At 49.5% G+C, this 23,528-nt stretch carries 13 protein-coding genes; 8 read left to right on the plus strand and 5 right to left on the minus strand.

Annotated elements, in window-relative coordinates:
• The 4 genes from BGO59_RS28300 to BGO59_RS28315 all read left to right on the plus strand — a co-directional run.
• The coding region (locus tag BGO59_RS28300) for an ABC transporter permease (protein WP_367120209.1) at positions 1–852 on the plus strand (852 nt) is incomplete at its 5' end.
• A gap of 240 nt (positions 853–1,092) precedes the next feature.
• A complete protein-coding gene (locus tag BGO59_RS28305) occupies positions 1,093–1,281 on the plus strand; it encodes a hypothetical protein (RefSeq protein ID WP_293689405.1) in 189 nt (62 codons plus the stop codon).
• 56 nt (positions 1,282–1,337) lie between these two features.
• Positions 1,338–2,447, plus strand: coding sequence for a DUF2911 domain-containing protein (locus BGO59_RS28310; RefSeq protein WP_293689407.1), 1,110 nt, complete (start codon positions 1,338–1,340; stop codon positions 2,445–2,447).
• Positions 2,448–2,542: 95 nt separating this feature from the next.
• Positions 2,543–4,984 carry an ABC transporter permease gene (locus tag BGO59_RS28315; protein WP_293689409.1) on the plus strand — a complete coding sequence of 814 codons (2,442 nt, stop codon included), beginning with the start codon at positions 2,543–2,545 and terminating at the stop codon, positions 4,982–4,984.
• Positions 4,985–5,057: 73 nt separating this feature from the next.
• On the opposite strand, the gene BGO59_RS28320 is transcribed toward BGO59_RS28315, so the two are convergent.
• Both BGO59_RS28320 and BGO59_RS28325 read right to left on the minus strand, forming a co-directional pair.
• Positions 5,058–5,537 carry a Uma2 family endonuclease gene (locus tag BGO59_RS28320; protein WP_293689411.1) on the minus strand — a complete coding sequence of 160 codons (480 nt, stop codon included), beginning with the start codon at positions 5,535–5,537 and terminating at the stop codon, positions 5,058–5,060.
• A 79-nt stretch (positions 5,538–5,616) separates the two neighbouring features.
• A complete protein-coding gene (locus tag BGO59_RS28325) occupies positions 5,617–7,569 on the minus strand; it encodes an ATP-binding protein (RefSeq protein WP_293689413.1) in 1,953 nt (650 codons plus the stop codon).
• A 469-nt stretch (positions 7,570–8,038) separates the two neighbouring features.
• Here BGO59_RS28325 and mgtA point away from each other — a divergent pair, with 469 nt between their 5' ends.
• The 3 genes from mgtA to BGO59_RS28340 all read left to right on the plus strand — a co-directional run bounded on the left by mgtA (position 8,039) and on the right by BGO59_RS28340 (position 15,659).
• A complete protein-coding gene (gene mgtA / locus BGO59_RS28330; RefSeq protein ID WP_293689415.1) occupies positions 8,039–10,561 on the plus strand; it encodes a magnesium-translocating P-type ATPase in 2,523 nt (840 codons plus the stop codon).
• A 155-nt stretch (positions 10,562–10,716) separates the two neighbouring features.
• On the plus strand, positions 10,717–13,137 hold the full coding sequence (locus tag BGO59_RS28335; protein WP_293689417.1) for an ABC transporter permease: 2,421 nt from the start codon (positions 10,717–10,719) through the stop codon (positions 13,135–13,137).
• A 122-nt stretch (positions 13,138–13,259) separates the two neighbouring features.
• On the plus strand, positions 13,260–15,659 hold the full coding sequence (locus BGO59_RS28340) for an ABC transporter permease (protein WP_293689419.1): 2,400 nt from the start codon (positions 13,260–13,262) through the stop codon (positions 15,657–15,659).
• A gap of 82 nt (positions 15,660–15,741) precedes the next feature.
• On the opposite strand, the gene BGO59_RS28345 is transcribed toward BGO59_RS28340, so the two are convergent.
• Positions 15,742–15,909 (minus strand): lmo0937 family membrane protein, encoded by a 168-nt coding sequence (locus tag BGO59_RS28345; RefSeq protein WP_293689421.1) that lies wholly within the window; start codon positions 15,907–15,909, stop codon positions 15,742–15,744.
• 345 nt (positions 15,910–16,254) lie between these two features.
• On the opposite strand from BGO59_RS28345, the gene BGO59_RS28350 reads away from it, so the two are divergent.
• Positions 16,255–19,317: a PAS domain S-box protein gene (locus BGO59_RS28350; protein ID WP_293689423.1), complete on the plus strand. Its 3,063-nt coding sequence runs from the start codon at positions 16,255–16,257 to the stop codon at positions 19,315–19,317.
• A 52-nt stretch (positions 19,318–19,369) separates the two neighbouring features.
• On the opposite strand, the gene BGO59_RS28355 is transcribed toward BGO59_RS28350, so the two are convergent.
• Positions 19,370–21,649: a family 20 glycosylhydrolase gene (locus tag BGO59_RS28355; RefSeq protein ID WP_293689425.1), complete on the minus strand. Its 2,280-nt coding sequence runs from the start codon at positions 21,647–21,649 to the stop codon at positions 19,370–19,372.
• A gap of 89 nt (positions 21,650–21,738) precedes the next feature.
• The coding region (locus BGO59_RS28360; protein WP_293689427.1) for an alpha/beta hydrolase-fold protein at positions 21,739–23,528 on the minus strand (1,790 nt) is incomplete at its 5' end.

Raw genomic sequence — 23,528 nt, forward strand, 5'->3', positions numbered from 1 at the left:
AATTCGAACGAAGGCATGGCTATTCAGACCAACCGGGTCAGCAACGAGTTTATGAATGTGCTGGGTCTGAAACTCCTGGCTGGTCGTAGTTTACCGGCCACCAAAGACGCCAAAGACACAACAGTTCAGGTTGTTCTGAACAAAACAGCCGTCAATTATCTGGGACTTACTCCTCAAAAAGCCATTGGCCAGAAAGCTCATAATCTGTTCGGCTGGGATCGGGCCGAAATCATAGGCGTTGTCGATGACTTCCACTTCCAATCGCTTCATACGCCCATTGGCGCCTACGCCTTCCACAATGCCGATACCGAATCACGCCCTTACCTGCTGATTAAAACCCGTACGGCCCAATTGAGCCAAACCATGCGTCAACTGGAAGCTGTTTTCCAGAAGGATATGCCCGATTCGGCCTTTGAATACACCTTCCTCGATGAGTTCCTGAATACGCTGTATCGTTCGGAGCAACGGACAGCGCAGGTGGTGCTGGTATTCTCGGCACTGGCTATCCTGATCGCCTGTCTGGGCCTGTTCGGACTGGCAGCTTTCACCGCCGAACAACGGACTAAAGAGATTGGCGTTCGGAAAGTGTTGGGGGCCTCGGTTTCCAGCATTGTGGGTCTGCTCTCGAAAGACTTCCTGAAACCTGTCCTGATCGCGATTCTGCTGGCCAGTCCCATTGCCTGGTGGGCCATGAATCAGTGGCTGGCCGATTTTGCCTACCGCGTCAATATTCAATGGTGGGTTTTCGCACTGGCGGGTCTGTTGGCCATTGGTATTGCGCTGTTAACGGTCAGTTTCCAGAGTATCAAAGCCGCCCTGATGAATCCCGTAAAATCGTTACGATCCGAATGATGTAGAGACGCCATACCTGGCGTCTCAGGCCCGGATGGTTTTGGCTGACGCGCCTGCGACGCCAGGTATGGCGTCTCTACGGATAATCATCGCAAAATGCCTTGTCCACCCCCGTACAAATCCTGTCCGATAGCGGACACAACTAGCAAGACAAACCGCTAAAAATCAGACATTTAAGCATATGGCATAATCTTAGTGGTTTAGTTGTATACCGCCTTACCTATTGCGTACAACCAAACGATGAAAGCACAACTAATCTTTCTTAGCCTGTTCCTAAAAGGATTATGTATGCTGTTGATTATTGCTATTTGCTATCTGGTTAAACCCCCTGGTACAGCCGATCCGCAGAAAGCTCAATCCTGTTTAACGCCTAAAAAGGGAGCACTGGCTTTAGATACGACCAGGCAGGCTGGCACGACGAAGATTTAATCGTCTGTCATCCGCGGCCAATTCGCCATCTGTAATTCCTCTCATTGTTTGTCCCTATGCGTAACGTTACGCTCACCGTCTATCTTTTCGTGTATGTGCTGGTGTGTCAGGCGCAACTCACGACACCGCCTATTGGTGGCAACAAAAAAGCATCGGTTTCTGAGCAAATTGGCCTGACAACCGTTACGGTCCACTACGACCGGCCGGGGGTGAAAGGCCGCGAAGGAAAAATCTGGGGAACACCCATTGCACACTATGGCTTCCAGGATTTGGGCTATGGTCCTGGCAAACCAGCCCCCTGGCGAGCGGGTGCCAACGAAACCACAACAATTACGTTTTCAGACGATGTGAAGGTGGAAGGCAAACCACTCACAGCCGGAACCTACGGGTTGTTTATGAATCTGGGCGATCAGGAAACCACCGTCATTTTCTCCAAAATTATCGTCTCCTGGGGCAGCTTTTACTACGACCCCGCCCTGGATGTACTCAAGGTTACGGTAAAGAATCAGCCGCTCGACCGTTCGGTTGAACTGCTCACGTATTCGTTCGTGAACCAGACCGATAGCTCGGCAGCCGTGGCATTATCGTGGGAAAAACGTATGATTCCGTTTACGGTGAGCGTCGATCTGGTGGGCCAGCAAATGGCATCATTCCGCAAAGAATTGCTTTCCAAACCCGGTTTTACGTGGCAATCGCTGGTACAGGCAGCAACCTATTGTCTGGAAACCAGTCATGATCTGAACCAGGGCCTCATTTGGGCCGATCAGGCGATTAATGCCCGCTACATTGGGCAGAAGAACTTTCAGACGTTAAGTACGAAAGCGGCTATCCTGACGGCACTCAATAAAACGGAGGAAGCCACGGCACTTATGAAAGAAGCCATGCCCCTGGGCACACTCAATGACTTGCATCAATATGGCCGCAGCCTGCTGGCTCAGAAACGGAATCAGGAAGCCTATGCTGTATTCAAAATCAACTACGACAAAAACCCGAATCAGTTTACAACAAATCTGGGCATGAGTCGGGCGTTAGTGGCTCTGGGGAAACCTAAAGATGCATTACCGTATCTACAGGCAGCACTTCCACAGGCCCCTAATGCCCTGAACAAAACAAATGTAGAGGCTATGATAAAAGCCATCAACGAAGGCAAACCGATTATAAACTAAACAAGAAGGAAGGTAGAAAGGAAGAGGGAAAAGGAGGTTACATACTTCCTTCTTTCCCTCTTCCCTTCTGCCTTTCCTCCTTCCCCCTTTTCCTTATGCTAACGAACTATCTCAAAATTGCCTGGCGGACGTTGCAGAAACAACGGGGCTTTGCCTTTATCAACATCTTTGGCCTGGCTGTTGGGCTGGCCTGTTGCCTGCTCATAACTCTCTATGTGCTGGATGAACTCAGCTACGACCGATACAACGAAAAAGCCGACCGGATTTACCGGGTTCAGTCCGACATTAAATTTGGCGGCAACGATATGCGGTTTGCCGTTTCGCCCGATCCCGTAGGCCCTACCCTCAAAAAAGACTATCCGCAGGTTGAGCAATACGTTCGATTGCACCAGCGCGGTACATGGCTGGTAAAACGAGCGGGCGAAACCACCAATCTGCGCGAAGACAACGTTACGTTTGCCGATTCTACGCTGTTCGATGTTTTTACCTTACCGCTTATTTCCGGTGATCCGAAACGGGCGCTGGCCGAGCCCAATACGATTGTCATCAGTGAATCAGCCGCAAAACGGCACTTTGGCAATCAGAACCCGATGGGCCAGACGCTAATGTTGGATAACCGGATGGCGTTTAAAGTATCGGGCGTCATGCGCGACATGCCAAAAAATGCCCATTTCCACGCCGACCTCTTCCCGACCATGCTCAACGATGAGTATCCATGGGGGCAATGGCTCAGCAATAACCATCATACCTACATACTGCTCAGACCGGGTACCGACCCAGCGACTTTTGAGAAGAATTTCGAAACCGTTATCGAAAAATATGCAGGTCCGCAGGTACAGCAGATGATTGGCAAGAGCCTGGGTGAATTCCGGAAAGCAGGCAACAGTGTCCGTTACTGGCTAATTCCCCTAACTGATATTCACTTGTACTCAAAACAGCAGATTGAACTGGCTCCCAACGGCGACATTCAATATGTATATATTTTCTCGGCGGTAGCACTGTTTATTCTGCTGATTGCCTGCATCAACTTCATGAATCTGGCGACGGCCCGCTCGGCCAATCGAGCGCGGGAAGTGGGCGTTCGGAAAGTGATGGGGTCGGAGCGGCAGCAACTCATCGGGCAATTTATGACCGAATCAGTGCTGACATCCGCACTGGCGATGGTCCTGGCGATCTTCATCGTTGCGCTGGCATTACCGGGCTTCAATGCCATTGCGGCCAAAGAACTATCCATCAATCAACTGACTTCGCCCTACTTATTGCCGATACTTATTCTGTTACCGTTTGTTGTGGGCCTGTTTGCCGGGAGTTACCCTGCCTTTTTCCTGTCATCATTTCAGCCTATCAACGTACTGAAAGGTGGGTTATCGGCTCTGAAAATGGGCACGAGCTTTAGTAGCGCGAGTTTACGGAGCGGACTGGTCGTATTTCAGTTTATGATGTCGGTCATTCTGATTGTGGGCACTATCATTGTTTATCGGCAGATTACGTTCATCCAAACGAAAAATGTCGGATTCAACCGCGAACAGGTCCTGACTGTCAACGATGCGTACGCCATTGGCAAACAGGCCGAGACCTTCAAACAGGAAGTATTACGACTGCCCGGCGTACTGAGCGGAAGTATATCGGGCTATCTGCCGACGCCATCCAACCGGAGCGACAATGCCTACTTTGCAGAAGGTCAGACCGATATGAACAAAGGGTTTAGCATGCAAACCTGGGGAGTGGATCACGATTACCTGAAAACGATGGGGATGCAACTGGTGAAAGGCCGTGAATTTTCGCGGCAGTTCGGTTCCGATTCGTCGGGGATTATTCTGAATGAAGCGGCTATAAAAATCCTGGGCTTTAAAGACCCTATTGGTAAGCGCGTCTGGCGATTCAATGATGGGGAAGGCAAAACCCGGAAGACGTACACGGTGATCGGGGTTGTTAAAAACTTTCATTTCGAATCGCTCCGGCGAAATATTGGTGCGTTGTCGCTGGTTTTAGAGGCAAACTCGGGGGCAGTATCGTTCCGGCTAAGTGGGGCCGACATCCCCGCGCTGGTGCGCCAGATTGAAGCGAAATGGAAACAGTTGGCTCCCGGACAGCCCTTTAGCTACCAGTTTATGAACCTGAGTTTCGACGAGATGTACCGGGCCGAACAGCGCGTTGGCACTATTGCGCTTACATTCGCGATGCTGGCTGTCCTGATCGCCTGTCTGGGTCTTTTTGGGTTGGCAGCGTTTATGGCCGAGCAGCGCACTAAAGAGATTGGTGTTCGGAAAGTATTGGGCGCCAGTGTCACCAGCATTGTTGGTTTGCTCTCCAAAGATTTTCTGAAACTCGTCCTGATCGCTATTCTGATCGCCAGCCCGATTGCCTGGTGGGCCATGAATCAGTGGCTGGCTGATTTTGCCTATAAAATTGACGTCGAGTGGTGGATGTTTGCTATGGCTGGGCTGGTAGCCATTGGTATTGCATTGATCACCGTTAGCTTTCAGAGTATCAAGGCTGCGCTGATGAATCCGGTGAAAAGTTTGCGCAGTGAATAATTGCAAAGAGCCTGGGGGTAGGGTGAAGAGACGAAGAACGCCTTCTTTACCCTACCCCCAGGCTCTTTGGTAGTTAAGAAAATACTTCACCAACTGCCAGTTCAATGCCTGTGATCTGATCGGTAAGTGTAGTTGTATCGGCGAAGAACTGGTATTTACCAATAGCGGAATAAACGGCAATAGCCTGAAGGCTGGGCATTACTAGCCAGCATGACTGAATGCCTGCCTTAAAATAGCGTTCAAATTTAGCCAGTATTTCGGCATCACTTTGCGAGGGCGATACGATTTCGATAACTGTCAACGGCATTTCTGTCATGGAAGTTATGTCGTGCAGGAAATCGATTTGGAGTTTTGGGTAAATCGCTATATCGGGAACCGTATCCGGGCGCTCAGGCATAGTAATGTTAAGCTCCGACAGAATCGTGTGGGTTTTCCGATACTTGTTTTTCAACTCGACCAGTAAGTTACTTTGTACGTAGGCGTGATTTAAGGTGGGCATAGGCTTACCCCGTTCACGCTCGTAATCAGAGATTTCCTCAATAGTTGCTTCCATGCGTAACGAGTTTTATAACTACTACACAAATATAACAAATCTACCTGAAAGCTTCCTTACGTCGATATGTTTAACTATACTATCTACCCAGGGGCAGATACACTTGAAATGTACTACCTTTCCCGGGTTGGCTGCTGGCAGTGATGGTTCCGCCGTGGCGCTCCACAATTTTATGACAGATCGCCAGCCCAATCCCCGATCCGGTGAATTCACTACGGCCGTGTAGGCGCTGGAACACCTGAAAAATTCGGTCGAGGTATTTCATGTCGAAGCCGATTCCGTTGTCGGTAATGGAAATTTCGGCAAATCGGGCACCCGATGATTTCATTTTTGCCGACTTGTAGATCAGCCCTATGGGTACATCCGCCCGATCTACAAGTCGGCTGCTTATTGAAACAACGGGTATGACATCACCTGCACAAAACTTAATGGCATTGGAAAGTAAATTCTGGAAGAGCTGACGCATCTGCGACTGGTCGGCCATAACCAATGGCAGCTCAGCCAGGTGGATCTCGGCTTTACGCTGGTAGATCGTCTCCCAAAGTTCGTGTTCCTGCAATTCCTGAATCAAACCAGCGATGTCTACCGGCTTAAATAAGTCCTGCCGCGTTTGCACCTGCGAATACGCCAGCAAGTCATGAATCAGGAGCCGCATACGAATAGCCGATGCATTGATCCGTCGGATAATATCAGTTGGCTCAGTATCGAACTGGTTGGCGTATTGTGTAGCCAGCATATCGGAGAACGATATTATCTTACGTAGTGGCTCCTGCAAATCGTGCGAAGCCACAAAGGCAAACGACTGCAGATTTTCGTTCGACCGCTTTAGCTCGATATTGGTCAGTTCAAGTTGCTCCTGGTACTTGTGGGTAGGTGTAATATCCTGCGCTGCCAACACTACGCCGTCGCCAAACCGAACTACCGAAAAATCATACCACCGATCGGCCCAGGGTACCTCCATCCGAATCGGTACGCCCGTCTTAATCACTTGCCGGCATTGCTCAAACAGTGGAGTTTCTATAGAACCAGGAATATAGCGGGATACACGCCGATACTGAATCTTTTCGATTGGATTTTGCAGGATGTCGGCCGCCATCTGGTTCAGCTTCATCATGCGTAAGTCGATAATCTCGCCCGTTTCATCGCGGATACTCTGGTTCAGCACAATGGCTGCGGGGGTCATGTTCATCACCTGTTCGAGCAGGGCTACGTTTTGCTGCTGTTCCAGTTCTGCTTCTTTGTAAGCCGTCACATCCCTATAGGTATACAATATGCAGCCATCTACGCAGGTGAACGACCCATCAAACCAGCCTTTCATCCCGAATGACTCATAAAAAAAGACAATTCGTTTGGGCTGCCTGGTTTCAACGGCTTCTACATAATGCCGGAACAAATCTGAATGCTGCCAGCCAGGAAATAAATCACCGACCAATGCCCCGGTCATCTCCGCCACCGACCGACCCGTCGTACGGGCATTGTATTCGTTGGTTAGTATATATTGAAAGTCGATTATCTCAGCCTGCTCATTTCGAATAGGCCGAGCAAGTAACAAACCGGCCTGTGTGTTGTCAACTACCTGCTGATAAATGGTATCCTGATGCAATATACTTCGCTCTGGCTGCTCCCATGCCGCTGCCGCCAACCCGGTAAACACCGTGCTTTGCTGACGTCGACTGAGCCTATCATCGTAGCTCACCATAACATCATCGTCAAGTTTCGCAACATGCATCTCGCAAACGAAGCCCTTATCCTGTTGAGGACTATCCATGTCAAACCGGACCGAGCGCCCAAGATCGACGACAAGCGTGAACTGCCGGATCAGAAACAAAGCGTCGGCTTCAGCTACCAACTGGCGAAGCCTTTGCCCAATAAGTTCGCCTTGCGGGCGTCCCCATTGCACCAGGGCAGGCGTATTGAGCTGAATGAGCTGAAAGTCTATAATCTGGCCATTGGAATCGCGTATAGGCCGATATAACTCCATGCTGATGAGCGCATCAGGGAGTGGGCTGGTGGATGTAAACAGGGATTCCATGCGGGTAAATAACAAGTTGACGGTGTATAGTTGAGCAATACATACGGTTAGATTTCTCAGTAAAATTCGGGAATCTGCCAGCTAGCCGAGGTATTACTCATATAAAGCAAGCGTTGTATAAATTTAATCCTTTTCGGCCTATATCCATAAACCTATTTAAACTTCCTAAAATTGAGCTATAGCAGTTAGCTTTTTTCTCATAGCGCTGAAGGAACAATCACGTTAAAAGCATTCAAACAGGTTTATCATTTAGAATCAGGCCAGCGCCTGTCACCGACAAATGTGGGCCTTTTGCCTGATTTTTATCATAGGCCAGTGAGACTCTTCAGGCGTATCATTGCTTGACCATAGCGTTGTTAAACCGCAAGGGCGCAAAGACTTGAGGAGTAAGTAGACGATTTATAACACCTTGCGTCTATTGCGTCCTTGCGGTTTAATTCAATAACAGCTACAACTAACTGTCACTGATTTGAACACCGCCAACCAAACAGATACTTTCTGGACACAGACGATTCCTTACTGGGCACAACAGCTTGGTAGTTCCGAGAATGGACTAACCGAACAGGTAGCTCAGCAACGGCTAAAAACGACCACGGGAAAGCAACCCGAGTCCACTTTGCAAAAAGACATCCGGCTGTTCATTGCGCAGTTCAAAAGTCCGCTGATGCTGCTGCTCATCGGCGCCGTACTCCTGTCGGCTTTTTTAGGCGACACCTCCGATGTCATGATTATTCTGTTTATCCTGCTATCGACGGGCTTAATCAGCTTTTTCCAGGAGCGCAATGCCGGGCAAGTTGTCGAAAAACTACAAGCCCTGATTACCATTAAAAGCACCGTTATCCGTGATGGTCAGGAAAAAGAGGTTCCAGCTTCGCAACTAGTACCGGGCGATGTGCTCCTGTTCAACGCGGGAGATATGGTGCCAGCCGACTGTCTGCTCATTGAGACCAATGAGTTACAGGCCAACGAAGCCAGCCTGACGGGCGAATCGTTTCCAGTCCGGAAAGAACCTTGCATTTCGGAAGCGGGTGCGTCCTTATCGCAACGGCCGAATTGTCTGTGGGAAGGAAGCAACATTGTCAGTGGTAGTGGCAAAGCCCTGGTTATCCATACCGGGCAGCATACGGTGTTTGGTAACGTCGTTCAAAGTGCCAGTTCGGTTGTCGAAACCTCTTTCGATAAAGGCTTGAAGGACTTTGGGTTTATGCTCATGCGGATTACGCTGGCGTTGAGTGCATTTATTCTGGTCATTAACCTGATCAATCAGAAAAGCCTGATCGAGTCGGCCCTGTTTGCGCTGGCACTGGCCGTTGGGATGGCGCCTGAATTATTACCAGCCATTACGACCATTGCGATGAGTGCGGGGGCCAAACGCCTGCTGGACAAGAAGGTGATCGTTAAGAAGCTGAATTCCATTCAAAACCTCGGCGAAATCAGCCTGCTCTGCACCGACAAAACAGGTACTATTACCGAAGGAGCCATTCAGATCAACGGGCTTGTCGATGCATGGGGGCAATCCAGCGACTTTGTCAAAACGATGGTGTATTACAATGCGCTGTTCGAAACGGGCTATTCTAACCCCATCGACGAGGCTATACGGTCGCTTACCTTCGATACACCCGTCGCGAAACCAACCAAACTGGGCGAAATCCCCTACGATTTTACCCGCAAACGACTAAGCATTGCCATCGACACCGGCACCGAAAAACGGCTCATCAGCAAAGGTGCCTTTACCGAATGCCTGTCCATTTGTTCGGCTGTACGCATGCCCGACGGAACCACCAATCCAATCGCTACTTATCGGCAAGCTATTGAAAAGCAGTTCGAGCAATTCGGGCAAAACGGGATGCGAGCCCTTGCGGTCTGTTATAAGGATAGCCAGCACGAAACTTTCTCCAAAGCCGACGAAGTCGATATGACGTTTGCCGGTTTCGTGTTGATGAAAGACCCAATCAAAGCGGGCGTTGTGGAAGCCATTGGCGCCCTAAAGCAACTCAACATCGACTTTAAAATTATTTCGGGCGATAACCGAATCGTGGCTCAGGCCATTGGTCGACAGATTGGCATCGACAATCCGGTGGTGATGACGGGTAAAGAACTGCTCACAATCGACGCGACAACACTACCGCAGAAAGTAAAATCGGCGCATATTTTCTCGGAAGTAGAACCCCAGCAGAAAGAGCATATTATTCAGGCCTTACGGCAGGCCTACACCGTGGCCTATATGGGCGATGGTATCAACGACGTACCGGCCATCAATGCCGCCGATGTAGGCATAACTGTCGATAATGCGACCGATGTAGCCCGCGATGCTGCTGATTTTATCCTGCTCGAAAAAGACTTATCGGTCATTGCCGACGGCATCAGCGAAGGACGCAAAACATTCTCGAATACGCTGAAATACATCTACATCAGCACCGGCTCCACATTTGGCAATATGTGTAGTGTGGCACTGGCTTCGCTGTTTCTACCCTTCCTGCCGATGCTGCCCAAGCAGATTTTGCTCACCAACTTCCTAACCGACTTTCCCTTCCTGAGTATTCCCTCCGACAATGTGGACCAGGAACAGATTGCCAGACCCGGCAAATGGAATATCCAACTGATCAAGCGCTATATGCTGGTGTTCGGAATTCACAGTTCACTGTTCGATGTCATCACGTTCAGTACCCTTCTGTTCGGGTTTCACCTGAAAGAATCAGGTTTTCAATCGGGCTGGTTTATCGAGTCGATCCTGACCGAGTTGCTCATTTTCTTTATCATCCGCACCCGTAAGAATTTCTTCAGGAGCAGACCCGCCCGGTGGATAAGCTTACTGAGTCTATTGTGCATTTTACTAACCGTGTACCTCCCCTATTCACCCGTTTCGGCTACGTTTGGCCTTACCCCGCCACCCGTTCACCAACTCGCAGCTATCCTGCTCATTATCTTAGGTTATGTGCTCACCGCCGACCTGCTAAAAGTCTGGTTTTTCCGACGATACAAAACGGAGTAGCCTACTATTATACTACCCTTCTGCTGGCTCCTCGCGACCGGCACACCGCCCTTAACATTTTTTAACACCCTGTCAATCAGATAAAAAGACAAACAAAAGGCGATAGTCGATACCTTCACGGCGTCAACTAGCAGGTCGTCTAAATCGTTTGTCTCATGCTCCAGAATTACCTTAAAATTGCCCTTCGCAATCTACGCCAGCGTCGGTTCTATGCACTGGTCACGCTCCTCGGCCTTACGGTTGGCATTACGTTTCTGCTGCTGATTGGCAACTACATTCAGGGTGAGCTAGCCGTCAACAAAACGTTGCGGAACGTAAACCAACAATATCTGATACAGAGCCGCTGGAAGGAGCCAACTATGGGGATGGATATCACGAGTCTGGGACTCCTCGGCCCAACGCTCAAGCAACAGTACCCCGGCCTGATAGCAAATTATTACCGCTTTTACGGCGTCACAGCCATTGTCTCGCAGGGCGAAAATCATTTCCGGGAAGGCATTGAGATCGGCGACTCCACCCTGCTGTCGATATTTGGGTTTCCACTACTATACGGCGATCCGAAAACGGCTATGCTGGCCCCCAACTCCATCGTACTTACGGAAGACATGGCACAGAAGCTGTTTGGCCGACCCGACGTTCTGCGACAAACCCTTACTGTTCAGACTCCGCTGGGTGGCAAACAGGTATTTACCGTTACCGGCGTATTGCAGGAACCACCCCGCAATAGTGTATTAGACTTGCTCCCCAAGCGAGACCAGATTTTTATTCCAATGCGCGATGTCGGTTACTTTACGCCCAAAGCGGGGATCGATTCGTGGCAAAACCAATACATCCCGACCTATCTGGAATTACAACCGGGCGTTACAGCCGATCAGCTTACCAAACCCCTCGCTGACCTGCTGGCAACCCATGCGCCACCAGAGTATCGGAAAAACCTGCAGGCCTATCTGAGCCCACTGTCGACACTTTATCTGAAAGTAAACAATGGGCTGGTCGAGAAAATGCTGCTGACCCTAAGCCTGATCGGTGTATTTATTTTGCTGATGGCCGTGGTTAATTTCATCAACATCACCATTGGTATGTCGGCAACCCGGCTGCGGGAGATTGGTGTACGAAAGGCACTTGGTGGTATAAAGGGCCAGTTGATTGGCCAGTTTCTTACGGAATCCCTTTTGCTCACCATTGGCGCTACCATCCTGGCCCTGGGCTGCCACGAGATCTTCCGACCGACCTTTGCCAGTATACTGGAGCGCTCCATGCCCTCGCTGATAAGCTGGTCGCCAATAGCGTATGTGGGCCTCCTGGGCCTGGTTCTGTTGATTGCCCTGTTGGCTGGCAGTTACCCGGCTTTTATACTGTCGAATCTGCCTTCTGTCGATTCCCTCAAAGGCAAGCTGGCCGCATCGGTTCAAAACGGAATTGGTATGCGCCGGGCTCTGATCGTATTTCAGTTTACGGTCGCCATTCTCGTATTTGTCGGCGCTGTGGTAGTGGACCGGCAGGTAACCTACTTTTTCCGTAAAGACCTGGGTTACGCTAAAGATCATATGCTGACGGTAGCCTCCGTCCCGCGCGACTGGTCGCCAGCAGGGGTACAACGCATGGAAGGCATTCGGAATCAGTTACTAAACGTGCCGGGGGTCAGTGATGTCAGTTTTTCATTTGAAATTCCCGACGGCGGCAGCAGTGGTCGTGTCAGTTTATTTGCCCAGGGGCAGGACAGTACGCAGGCCATTACAGCCAATACCATCACAGCCGACGACCATTACGCCCACACCTATGGGTTATCATTGAAGGCGGGCCAGTTTTTTACTGCTGCTGGCGGAGGGTATGATTCCCTAGCGGTTGTTGTAAGCGAAGCCACCACGAAAGCGTTAGGCTGGAAACACCCTGAGGAGGCATTGGGCAAACAGGTCATGCTTCGGGGAGGCACGTTCAGAGTCCGTGGCGTCCTGGCTGATTTCCACTTTAGCTCGCTTCACGAAAGCATCCAACCCATCGTAGTTATTCCTGTTCAGAAAGATCCCATTTACCGCTACTTCTCGTTCCGGCTCAAGCCGGGGAGTGTTGACCATCTGCACGAAACTGTAGAAACGATCCAGAAAGAATGGAGCCGATTCTTTCCCGACGCGCCCTTCGAGTACTCGTTCATGAACAATACGCTCCAGAAACTTTACCAGACGGAAATACAGCTTCAGAAAGCCTCCCGACTGGCTACGACCCTGGCGCTCATTATTGTGCTGCTGGGCGTGCTGGGACTGGTTTCGCTGAACGTGACCCGCCGAACCAAAGAGATTGGGATTCGGAAAGTACTGGGAGCCAACACCATCGGCATCGTCAATCTATTTATAAAGGAATTTGCCCTGATTCTGGTCATTGCCAACCTGATTGCCTGGCCGCTGGCATACTACCTTTTACACGACTGGCTCACGCATTTCGCTTACCGAATCGATCTATCCTGGGCACCGTTTGTGTTCGTAGCCGCAATACTGGCTTTATTAACAAGCCTGGTCGTCAGTACACAAGCCATCCGTGCCGCCCTGGCCAATCCTATAAATAGTTTACGTAGCGAGTAACTGTAGAGACGCGAGGTATCGCGTCTCCTATGCGTCAGCCATTGTTTACGTCAGCAAAATTATCGTTGAACATCAAGCCATCCGGATATGAGACGCGAGGTATCGCGTCTCTACACTAACAAATGCTTCGTTCCTACTTCAAAATCGCCCTCCGCAACCTGTATTCACAACGCATCTATACGCTTCTGAACGTTGTTGGATTGACCATTGGCATGGCGGGTGGGCTACTCATTTTTCTGTTTGTCCGGTATCACCTTAGCACCGACCGACACCATACCAACTTCGACCGTATCTACCGTATCGTTGTGGATCTCAATCTTGACGACGGCTCCGTAGAACACTACCCTGAAGCACCGTTACCGATGGCCAAAGTGCTTCGAACCGACTACCCGCAGGTCGAACAGGCAGCTTTTTTAATGGTTAATCGGTCCTTGACGGTCAGCATTCCTCAACTGGGCCAGGCCCCTAAACGGTTTCTGGAGCACGATGGTACGGCCCTGACCGAAGGCGAACTGTTTCAGATTTTTGATTACCAATGGCTAAGTGGTGATCCGAAAAAGGCGTTGCGCGAACCGAATACGGTTGTTATGACCGAATCGTGGGCCAGACGTTATTTCGGCACGAGTAACCCAATAGGTCGTACTATTGAACTCAATCACACGATCAACGCAACCGTCACGGGTATTATCGCCGATCCTGTTCAGCCAACCGATACGCATGTTGGCCTGTTTATCTCAATGCCCACTATCCGGCAGTTCGATCCAGATTTCAACGTAACTGCATGGGGACAATTGAATAGTAATTATCGTCTTTATTGTACCCTGAACGACAATTCACCAGCCACAGCGAAGCGGGTTGAAGCCACCTTTCCAGACTTATCGAAAAAACATTTCGGCGACGTGGCTCATATTTTTAAGTTTCATATCCAGCCGCTGGCCGATGTACATTTCGACGTCGACCGCGTGGGTGGGGTTATTCGGTCCTCGTTGCTCTGGTCGCTGGAGTTGATTGGCCTGTTTCTGGTACTGACCGCCTGCATCAATTTTATCAATCTGGCAACAGCTCAGGCATTTCGGCGCAGCAAAGAAGTGGGCGTTCGCAAAACGCTCGGCAGTTCACGCGTTCAACTAGCCTGGCAATTTCTACTCGAAACCGGGTTAATTGTCGTTGTGGCAACCGTGTTGGCAGTAGGGGTAACCTTGTTGAGCTTACCACTTTTCAACAATTGGGTACACATTCAGCTTTCGCTTATCCCCGATTCATCCATACTGCTCTTTATCAGCTTATTGACACTTGTTGTAATTCTACTGGCAGGTGGGTATCCGGCTTTTGTACTGTCGGGATTTAGCCCCTGGGCCAGCCTGCGCGGGAAGCTTACGGCCGCTACAGTAGGGGGTTACTCGTTGCGAAAAGGACTGGTTATTCTGCAATTCGTTGTTTGTCAGGCTTTGCTGGTGGGGGCGTTGGTGGTGATGAAACAAATGAACTATATTCGGCAAATCGACCTGGGTTTTCAACAGGATAATATTGTAACCGTCAACCTTCCTCTCTCTGAAAAGAAGTCGTGGGAGGCTTTCAAAAATGAACTACGCCAATACCCCGATATCAAATCGGTAACCCTTCAATACCGTCCGCCGTCGGCCAATGTCATGAATGGCGGCTCGTTCAAATTTGGTGTTAAAAACGACTGGACCAACTTCCCGGTCCGGGAACGACTCGCTGATGCCGATTACCTGAAAACGTACAACTTAAAAATCGTTGCGGGCCGTAACATTACGGAAGGTGATTCGATCCGGGAGTATGTCATCAACGAAACGCTGCTGCATAAACTCGGCTTCCGCGATCCACAGGCTATTATTGGTAAACGGATGCAATATTACCTGTCGTCGGTGCCGTTGCCTATCGTGGGTGTGGTCAAAGACTTCCACCAGAAATCGCTGCATGAGGTGATTGCCCCCTGCTTTATTGCCACATGCCCCACTATGTATAAACAGGCGGGCATTCGTATTTCAGGTGCATCGTCGACCCAGACACTGGCCCACATTCGAACGGTTTGGCAACGGCTGTACCCGAACGATGTGTTTGAATACGAATTTCTGACCGACCAACTGGACAAATTCTACGAGACCGAAACGACGATTTCGAAACTCGTCAATACGTTTGCGCTGATGGCGATGGTTATTTGTGGACTTGGCCTGTATGGGTTGGTGGCCTTCACAGTTGGACAACGCACCAAAGAGATTGGCATTCGGAAGGTGCTGGGTGCATCGGTAGCCAGTATTGTCACCCTACTCTCCCGAGACTTTCTGAAACTGGTGCTTCTGGCTATTCTGCTGGCTTCGCCACTGGCCTGGTATGCCATGAACGAATGGCTGGCCGAATTTGCCTACAAAATCGACATAGCCTGGTGGGTCTTTGCATTGGCAGGTATGTTCGCCATTGGCCTTGCCTTGCTGACAATCAGTTACCAAAGCACCAAAGCGGCCTTAACGAACCCTGTGAAGAGTTTGCGGTCGGAGTAGGCGGGGATCAGTTCAACTACTATCAACAACTGAAAAGGGCGATAAACACAGACACATGTTTATCGCCCTTTTCAATTTTCAATCAGACACGTCTCCCCTGAATTAACCGAAAAATGATAGCAATCACAGCAATAACCAGCAGGATATGAATCAAACCGCCGGTGGCAATACCAGTACCTAAAACGCCCAAAAAGCCTAGTAGCCAGATGATTATTAGGACAACAGCAATCGTATACAGAAGATTACCCATGAGTTAGTGTATATATATGTGGTGAATAATTACTCTAACCCATTACCCCTTATAAATGTTAATGATAGAAATCAACAAAGGGGATAGTTTTATCCAACGTAAATTATAGCCTTAAGTAGTTTTACTAATTCATTAATTTCCTTATTTTGTAAATATAATGTTACCTATCAATAGCATATCTAACAATATATCCATCTACATGTCCCCTATTTACGTTATCTTTTATGGCTAAGCGCAGCCCATGTTTCCCAGTAAAATTTTATTCCACGCGAATGGAATCCATCTAATTATCAGGGCTTTTACTAACTCAGCCGTAAACGGATCATCCACTACACCAAAAGAATAATGGAGCAGTTTCAAAATTTTTTCGACCTTTCCAATGATCTTCTCTGCATAGCGGGAACCGATGGGTATTTTAAACGGGTCAATCCGGCTTTTGAGAAAATCCTTGGCTGGGATCGGGACACCTTGCTCAGCACTTCTTTTTTTGACTTAGTCCATCCAGAAGATCTGAACGCTACCCAGCAGGAAATCCAGAAACTGGCTCAGGGCCAGCTCACCATCAACTTTGAACATCGTTTTCGATGCAAAGATGGATTTTATCGTAACCTTCAATGGGTAGCCACACCAGATACCCTGACGGGATTACTCTACGCAATTGCCCGCGACATAACTAAAGAAAAGCAAATAGAAACTGCTCTGCGGCAGTCGGAGCGCCGATTTCGGTCTTTTTTCGAGAACTCACAGGGATTTATGTGTATTCATGACCTGAGCGGTCGATTCCTGACTGTCAATCAGGTTGGTGCAAACTCGTTGGGCTATGAACCAGCAGAACTTACGGCTCTGAATCTATTTGATATTGTTCCGCCCGACTACCACAGCCAGATCACCGATTACTTACTCGCTATCCAGAAAGACAAAAAAGCCAATGGGTTAATGGGCGTGATTCATCGGAATGGAAGGCGACATATCTGGTATTTCAATAATATTATTGAAATAGGCCCAGACAATGAACCGTATGTTATCGGTAATGCAATCGACATTACCGAGCGCCATCAGCTTGAAATAGAGCTAAAACACACGTCAGAAATGCTTGAACAGACCAACCTGGTAGCCAAAATCGGGACCTGGGAGGTTGATTTAGTCGAGAACAAAGTATCCTGGTCGACTGTGACCAAAGCGATTCATGAAGTGCCTGATGAGTACGAACCTGATTTATCGACTGCCATGTCTTTTTTCAGGGGTATTTACCACGATCAGATAGTTACGCTATTCAATCGCGCTGTCAATGAAGGTAAAAGCTACGACGCTGAACTACAGATCTGTACAGCCCATGGCCGGTCGGTATGGGTACGGTTAATTGGCACTCCGGAACTTAAGCACGGAAAGACGGCTCGGGTGTTTGGTACTTTTCAGGATATTAACGATCGAAAAAAAGCAGAAACAGAGTTACTAAGTGAAAAAATGCGACTGGCCGCTTTTGTCGAACACGCACCCGCTGCTGTGGCGATGTTTGATAAAGATGTCCGGTATCTAGCCGTCAGCAAACGATGGTTAGAGGAGTACAGAATCAAGGGAAATATTATTGGCCGCTCTCATTATGAGGTATTTCCCAACATAACCGAAGACTGGAAAGAAATTCATCAACGCTGTCTGCAAGGGCAGGTCGAGCGATGCGAAGAAGATATATGGGCTCCTCCCGGATGGGACCAAAGTCAGCATTTACGATGGGAAGTAAGGCCCTGGTATACCTATGACGGATCGATAGGCGGTATTATGATGTATACCCAGGATATCACCGAAATTTGTTTACAGCGTGAAGAATTAAAAAGCGCGAAGCAACTCGCCGAAAATGCCAGCAAAGCTAAATCTGAATTCCTGGCCAATATGAGCCATGAGATCCGCACCCCGTTGAATGGGGTTATCGGCTTTACGGATCTGGTTTTAAAAACTGACCTGAACGCCACTCAGCACCAGTACATTGCAATTGTTAACCAGTCGGCAAGTACATTACTGAGCATTATTAACGATATTCTGGATTTTTCTAAAATAGAAGCAGGTAAGTTGGAGCTGGCTACCGAAAAAACTGATATATACGAGATCAGTAGTCAGGCCGCTGATATCATTACCTACCAGGTTCAGCATAAAGGCCTTGAAATGCTGCTTAATTTACAGCCAAACCTGCCCCGTTTTGTGTATGCCGATTCGGTCCGCTTAAAGCAGGTACTGGTCAACTTACTGGGGAATGCGGTGAAATTTACCGAGCAAGGTGAAATCGAATTAAAAATTACGGTTAAAGCAGAAAAGCCTGAAGGTACGCTGTTTCACTTCGAAGTCCGGGATACGGGTATTGGCATTACGGCTTCCATGCAAAGCAAAATCTTTGATGCGTTCTCGCAGGAAGACCCATCAACCACTAAACGGTATGGAGGCACTGGACTTGGCCTAACGATTTCCAACCGATTACTGGGCCTTATGGGTAGCCGTTTACAACTGAAAAGCGAAATTGGGAAAGGGAGTGTGTTTTATTTCGACCTTCTGCTCAAATCGGAAGTAGGCGATCCGATTATCTGGCAGGATGTCAGTAGCATAAAAAATATATTGATCGTGGATGACAATGAGAATAACCGACTCATTCTCCGCCAGATGCTACTGATCAAACACATATCTGTCGACGAAGCCAGCAATGGTATTGAAGCGCTTAAAATCCTGGCCGACGGCAGGAAAATTGACGTCGTTTTAATGGATTACAATATGCCGTTTCTCAATGGCCTTGAAACGATTGAGAAAATACAGGGGCATTTCGGGCCATCATCAACCAATCAACCCATTATACTTTTACACAGCTCCTCCGATGATGACGAAATCCTGAAAGGCTGCGAACGATTGGGGGTTAGCCAGCGGCTGGTGAAACCCATCAAAATGCAGGAATTGTATTATGCACTGGCCCGGTTGAAACCAACTGATAACCAGAAACTACCAGCCAGAGAAGAAACCGTGCCCGGTAAGACTACGTCTGATGTAACGATCAAAGTACTGGTTGCGGAAGATAACCGGATCAATCAATTATTAACCAAATCGATTTTAAAACGCATTGTCCCTCACGCAACGATACTGGAAGCGATAAATGGTCAGGAAGCAGTCAGTCTCTACAAAGCAGAGAAACCGGATCTTATTTTAATGGATATTCAGATGCCGGTCTTGAATGGAGTAGACGCCACCCGACAAATCCGAGCCCTGGAACAGGAAACCCATATTCCGATTATTGCCTTGACTGCTAGTAGTACTACCGAAGAAAAACAGCGATGTATTGAGGCAGGCATGGATGATTTTTTGTCGAAGCCTATTGTCGAAGATTCGCTGTCGTCTCTCTTCGATCGGTGGAACTGGCGCAATTCTAAGTCATAGAGTCCCTGCTCGTCCGCGATACGATCGCGGACGAGCAGGTTTGCTTCTACAGTTAATGCGTAAACCAGCTATCGGGAATATCCATTGGTTCGGAGCCGTTCAGACTATACTTCAACGTCAATGTAAAGCCGCCACCCCCTTCTATGAAATCCGCTTCGAATGGGTGAGCGCCTTTCTGTAGAGCGACCTGACCACTTTTCTCAATGGGAAAATGGTTTCCATCGTTATCAACCACCATTCGGTCGGCAATGCGCAGAATACCGCCATCATCGCAGGTATAGAAGAAGCTATAAACGCCCGTTTCGGGTACGGTTAAATAACCTCGAAACTGGATACCAAAACTAGGCGCATTGACCGATTTTGGTACCACCAGATTGTTGATTGTATAGGTACTATCGGCTGTCTGCTGCTTCATTAGCTTCGTTTCTTTAAAATACTTTTTGAAGTAATTACACTGTAAGCCAGCCTGTTGACGAACCGTAGAAACTGGTATTGCGTAAGCCTGTTGCTGATAATGTAAGCTGTAGACATCCCCGCGCACTCCTGATGGCGTAAAAGCGGCTACCTTAACTGTTTGTGGTTTAGTAATCGTTAACCCCACTGGCAGTTCCGGCGAGCCTGGCTGCGGCTGCGAACCGTCGGTAGTATAGCGTAGGGTATAACTGTCCAGCGGCTTTTTGATTCGAAGCGTAGCCTGATCGACAAAAACATTCTCTTCGGCAAACCCCGTCAGGTCGGGCAATCGGTAATGAATGCCCATTTTTTCCATGCGCAGAAAGTGCGACAAAAGTCGTTTCTGAAACGAAGCGAAATCTCTTTTACCTGTCCAGGTCACTTCTGACAGAGCCGTCATGCGGGGCATAGTCATGTAATCGACCCGATTTTCGGTAGGGATATACTCCGTCCATATGTTGGCCTGTGCGCCCAGAAACTGCTTCGTTTGCCCGGTGGTAACGCCCGAAGGCACTACCGCCAGATTATACACATTCTCAACCGACCGGATACCGGGAGGGCTATCGAAATAAAGTGTGCTGACGGGCGTCATGACCACATTGTTTCCATTTTGAGCGGCTTTCTGAGCAGCATCTTTCACCCAGCTACGCCAGTACATAACGGCCGTAGAGGGCTTGAGTCCACCTTCCAGAGCATCGTCCCAGACCATCAGCTTTTTCCCTTTCGACTGCACGAACTTCTCCATCCGATGCACGAAGTAGCTCTGCAATTCCTCTACATTCCGAATACCTTCGCGCTTCATCAATTCCTGGCAAGCCTGCGACTGCGCCCAGGTCGATTTCTCTACTTCGTCGGCGCCAATATGTACGTATTCGCTGGGAAACAGGGCCATCACTTCGCTCAGCACCGTTTCCATGAATGTATAGGTCGGCTCGTTGCAGGGGCAAATCGGTACGGAAAATGTTTTCCCCCAGCCTTCCTGACCCGTACAACTTAGAAACGGATACGCTTTAATGGCGGCCGTCAGGTGACCGGGCATATCAATTTCCGGAATAATGGTGATGTGTCGGGCGGCTGCGTAGGCAATCAGGTCACGCATTTGGGCCTGTGTATAAAAGCCACCGTACTGGGTCTGGCCATTCTGCTGGCGAATAAATTGCTTCGGCAGGTCGAAATCAGGCTCAGAGACGGCCCGTTTCAGAACAACCGAATCCTGATTGTTGAAAGTTCGCCAGGCACCCTCGCTTGTCAGTTTGGGATAGGCCTTGATTTCCAGTCGCCAACCCTGATCGTCGGTCAGGTGCAGATGAAACGTATTGAACTTGTACAACGCCAGCCGGTCGATGAATTTCCGTAAATAGGTGATTGAAAAGAAGTGGCGCGACACATCGAGGTGCATGCCTCGCCAGGCATAGGCCGGTTGGTCCTGAATCTGAACCGATGGCAGCGTCAGCGACATCAACGTGCTGGCCTGTCCTTCGATCGCTACAGGCAATAGTTGCCGGATGGTTTGAACGGCTCTAAACATCCCGACAGACTGACGGGCTTTCAGCGTTACCTGATTCGGATTGATCTGTAGCACATACCCTTCCGACGCGGTAATAGCTGGATCGTATTGGAGCACAATTGTTGACCCGTTGCTTTTTCCAGGAAGCCGCTTTCCAAGTCCCTGCTGCATCAGCTCCTGCAACAGCCCTGCTTCGGCAGTAAATCGACTGTCTTCAACAACCAGCGCGGTTTGAGCGGTTATGGTGAATTGCCCGGATGCGGGTGTTAGCGATGTTGGATATGGGATAAGCGGATATCGCTGGGTAAGGTCCTGAGCTTGCAGATGAATGGTAAAAAGTAAGGCAAGACCTAGGAAAGAATAGCGACTCATGAGAATACTAGTATAGACGTTTTCTGTTTTTGTGGTGTCAAGTGCTCCCACCCGACACCACAGTAATTCGGCCTGGAGACTATAACCTTTTAGTTACTGCCGCTCATCTGTCCATTGACAACGTAGTGCTCCGGTGCCAGTTGCCAGTTGTTGGTATAGAAACCGGCCATGCGAACACCCTTGCTACCATCCCGAACCATATCGAGTCCGAAAATCATAAAGTCGGGGAAGCCGCTGGCCCCGGCAAAATACTGATTGGCCGATGCCGCTTTCATCCCCTTTAGCCCGGTGCCCCCAATAACGGCTACCGATGCTGTTTTCGACCCTTTTATGGGCCAAACGAAATACGTACCCAAGTCATCGCCCTGCCATTGCTGGCTCCCGGCCCGAATTCGGTTGCGTTCTACCTGAATGGGGCAATCGGCCAATAGCGATTGCCAGGCCGCGTTGTTGGTTGCATTGCCGAACAGAACCACACCCCGATCCGCATAGCTGGTCAGTGAAAACTCTGTATCAGCAATGATATCGACGGCTCCGTTACCCCGATACAGCCAGGTTTCAGCATCGTAGCGGGCTTTCTGGATATTCCAGTCGTTTTCGTCCTTCGTTCCCTTTGTACCGTACACAAACACCATTCGGTTGTTAAATGCGTCTTTAAACGTGCCGTTTCGGTGAGGCCCTTTCTGCCAGGCATCCGGCTGTTTGGCCTGTACCCATTGCCCACTTTCGCGACGCAGGAATACCGTATCCTGGGCGCTGGCAGTAGTGTAGGTCAGTGCGGGCGTGCCATCCAGGGTAATCATTACCGGCGTTTTCGCCCCAAATTCGTTCAGGGCCAGTTTGAGCAGGCTGACATTCGACGTTGTTCCTGTAATAGACGTGCGTTGGCGGGTTAACTGAATCCGGCTGTATAGTAAGGGTTGGGTTTGCTGCTCAATCGATGCCCACCGATAAGCCGACGAAATACCGGGATTTGCGGTTGTAAAATCAATCGTGTTCACCGCTGAGTCGGCAGAAATCTGATGCCATTTGAAGAAATCGAACAGAGGTTTCCAGTCGACGCTATGGTCACCAAACCAGTGGCTACCTCCGGGATATTCGTAGTAGCTCATGTCGGGTTGCGACTGGCCCAATAGTTTGCGCATCTGCCGGGCATAGGTTACGGGCACCGTTCGGTCGGCATCGCCATGAAATACGTACACACCCAGCGGTTTATAATTGGCCGTTAGTTTCAGCACATCACTCTGATTGCCCGACCGCAACAGCATCTGTTCCAGCGGATTGCTACTGGTATCGGGAATAACCCCATCAGCCGAACCATATTCTTTCAGGGTTGGATAGCCTGCGCAGGGGGCAATAGCGGCCCACTTGTCGGGATAAGTCGCCCCCAGAAACCAGGTCCCGTGTCCTCCCATCGAATGGCCTGTCAGGTAAATGTTTTGGGGATTGGGTTTAAACTGATTCTTGGCGATGGCTAGTACCTCCAGCGCATCGAGCCGCCCCCAGTCCTCCCAGTTGAACCCACGTGGTCGGCGGTTGGTAGCTGCCACCAGATTACCCCAGTCTTTGGCCTTGTACGCCCGCGCCTGCCCGCTAGCTTCAACACCTGCTCCGTGTACCGACAAAAACAAGGCCGATGAAGCCGTGTTAGTCGACGATTGGGGCGTTACGGCATAGTATTGCAGGCTCCCATCAATCCGACTGACGAACGTTTGACTATACGACGCACCGGGCGGAACAGCCTCGACTGAAATTCGCCCTGCGTCGAGCATTTTCCCCTTCTGAATCAAACTTAACTCCGTGGGATGTGGGCCTTTTTCGGTAACGCCACTTCCATCGAACCCAAATGCCACTTTCCGGCTCGATAGGGGTGGTATGG

This window comes from Spirosoma sp. 48-14 (assembly GCF_001898575.1).
Classification (GTDB): Bacteria; Bacteroidota; Bacteroidia; order Cytophagales; family Spirosomataceae; genus Spirosoma.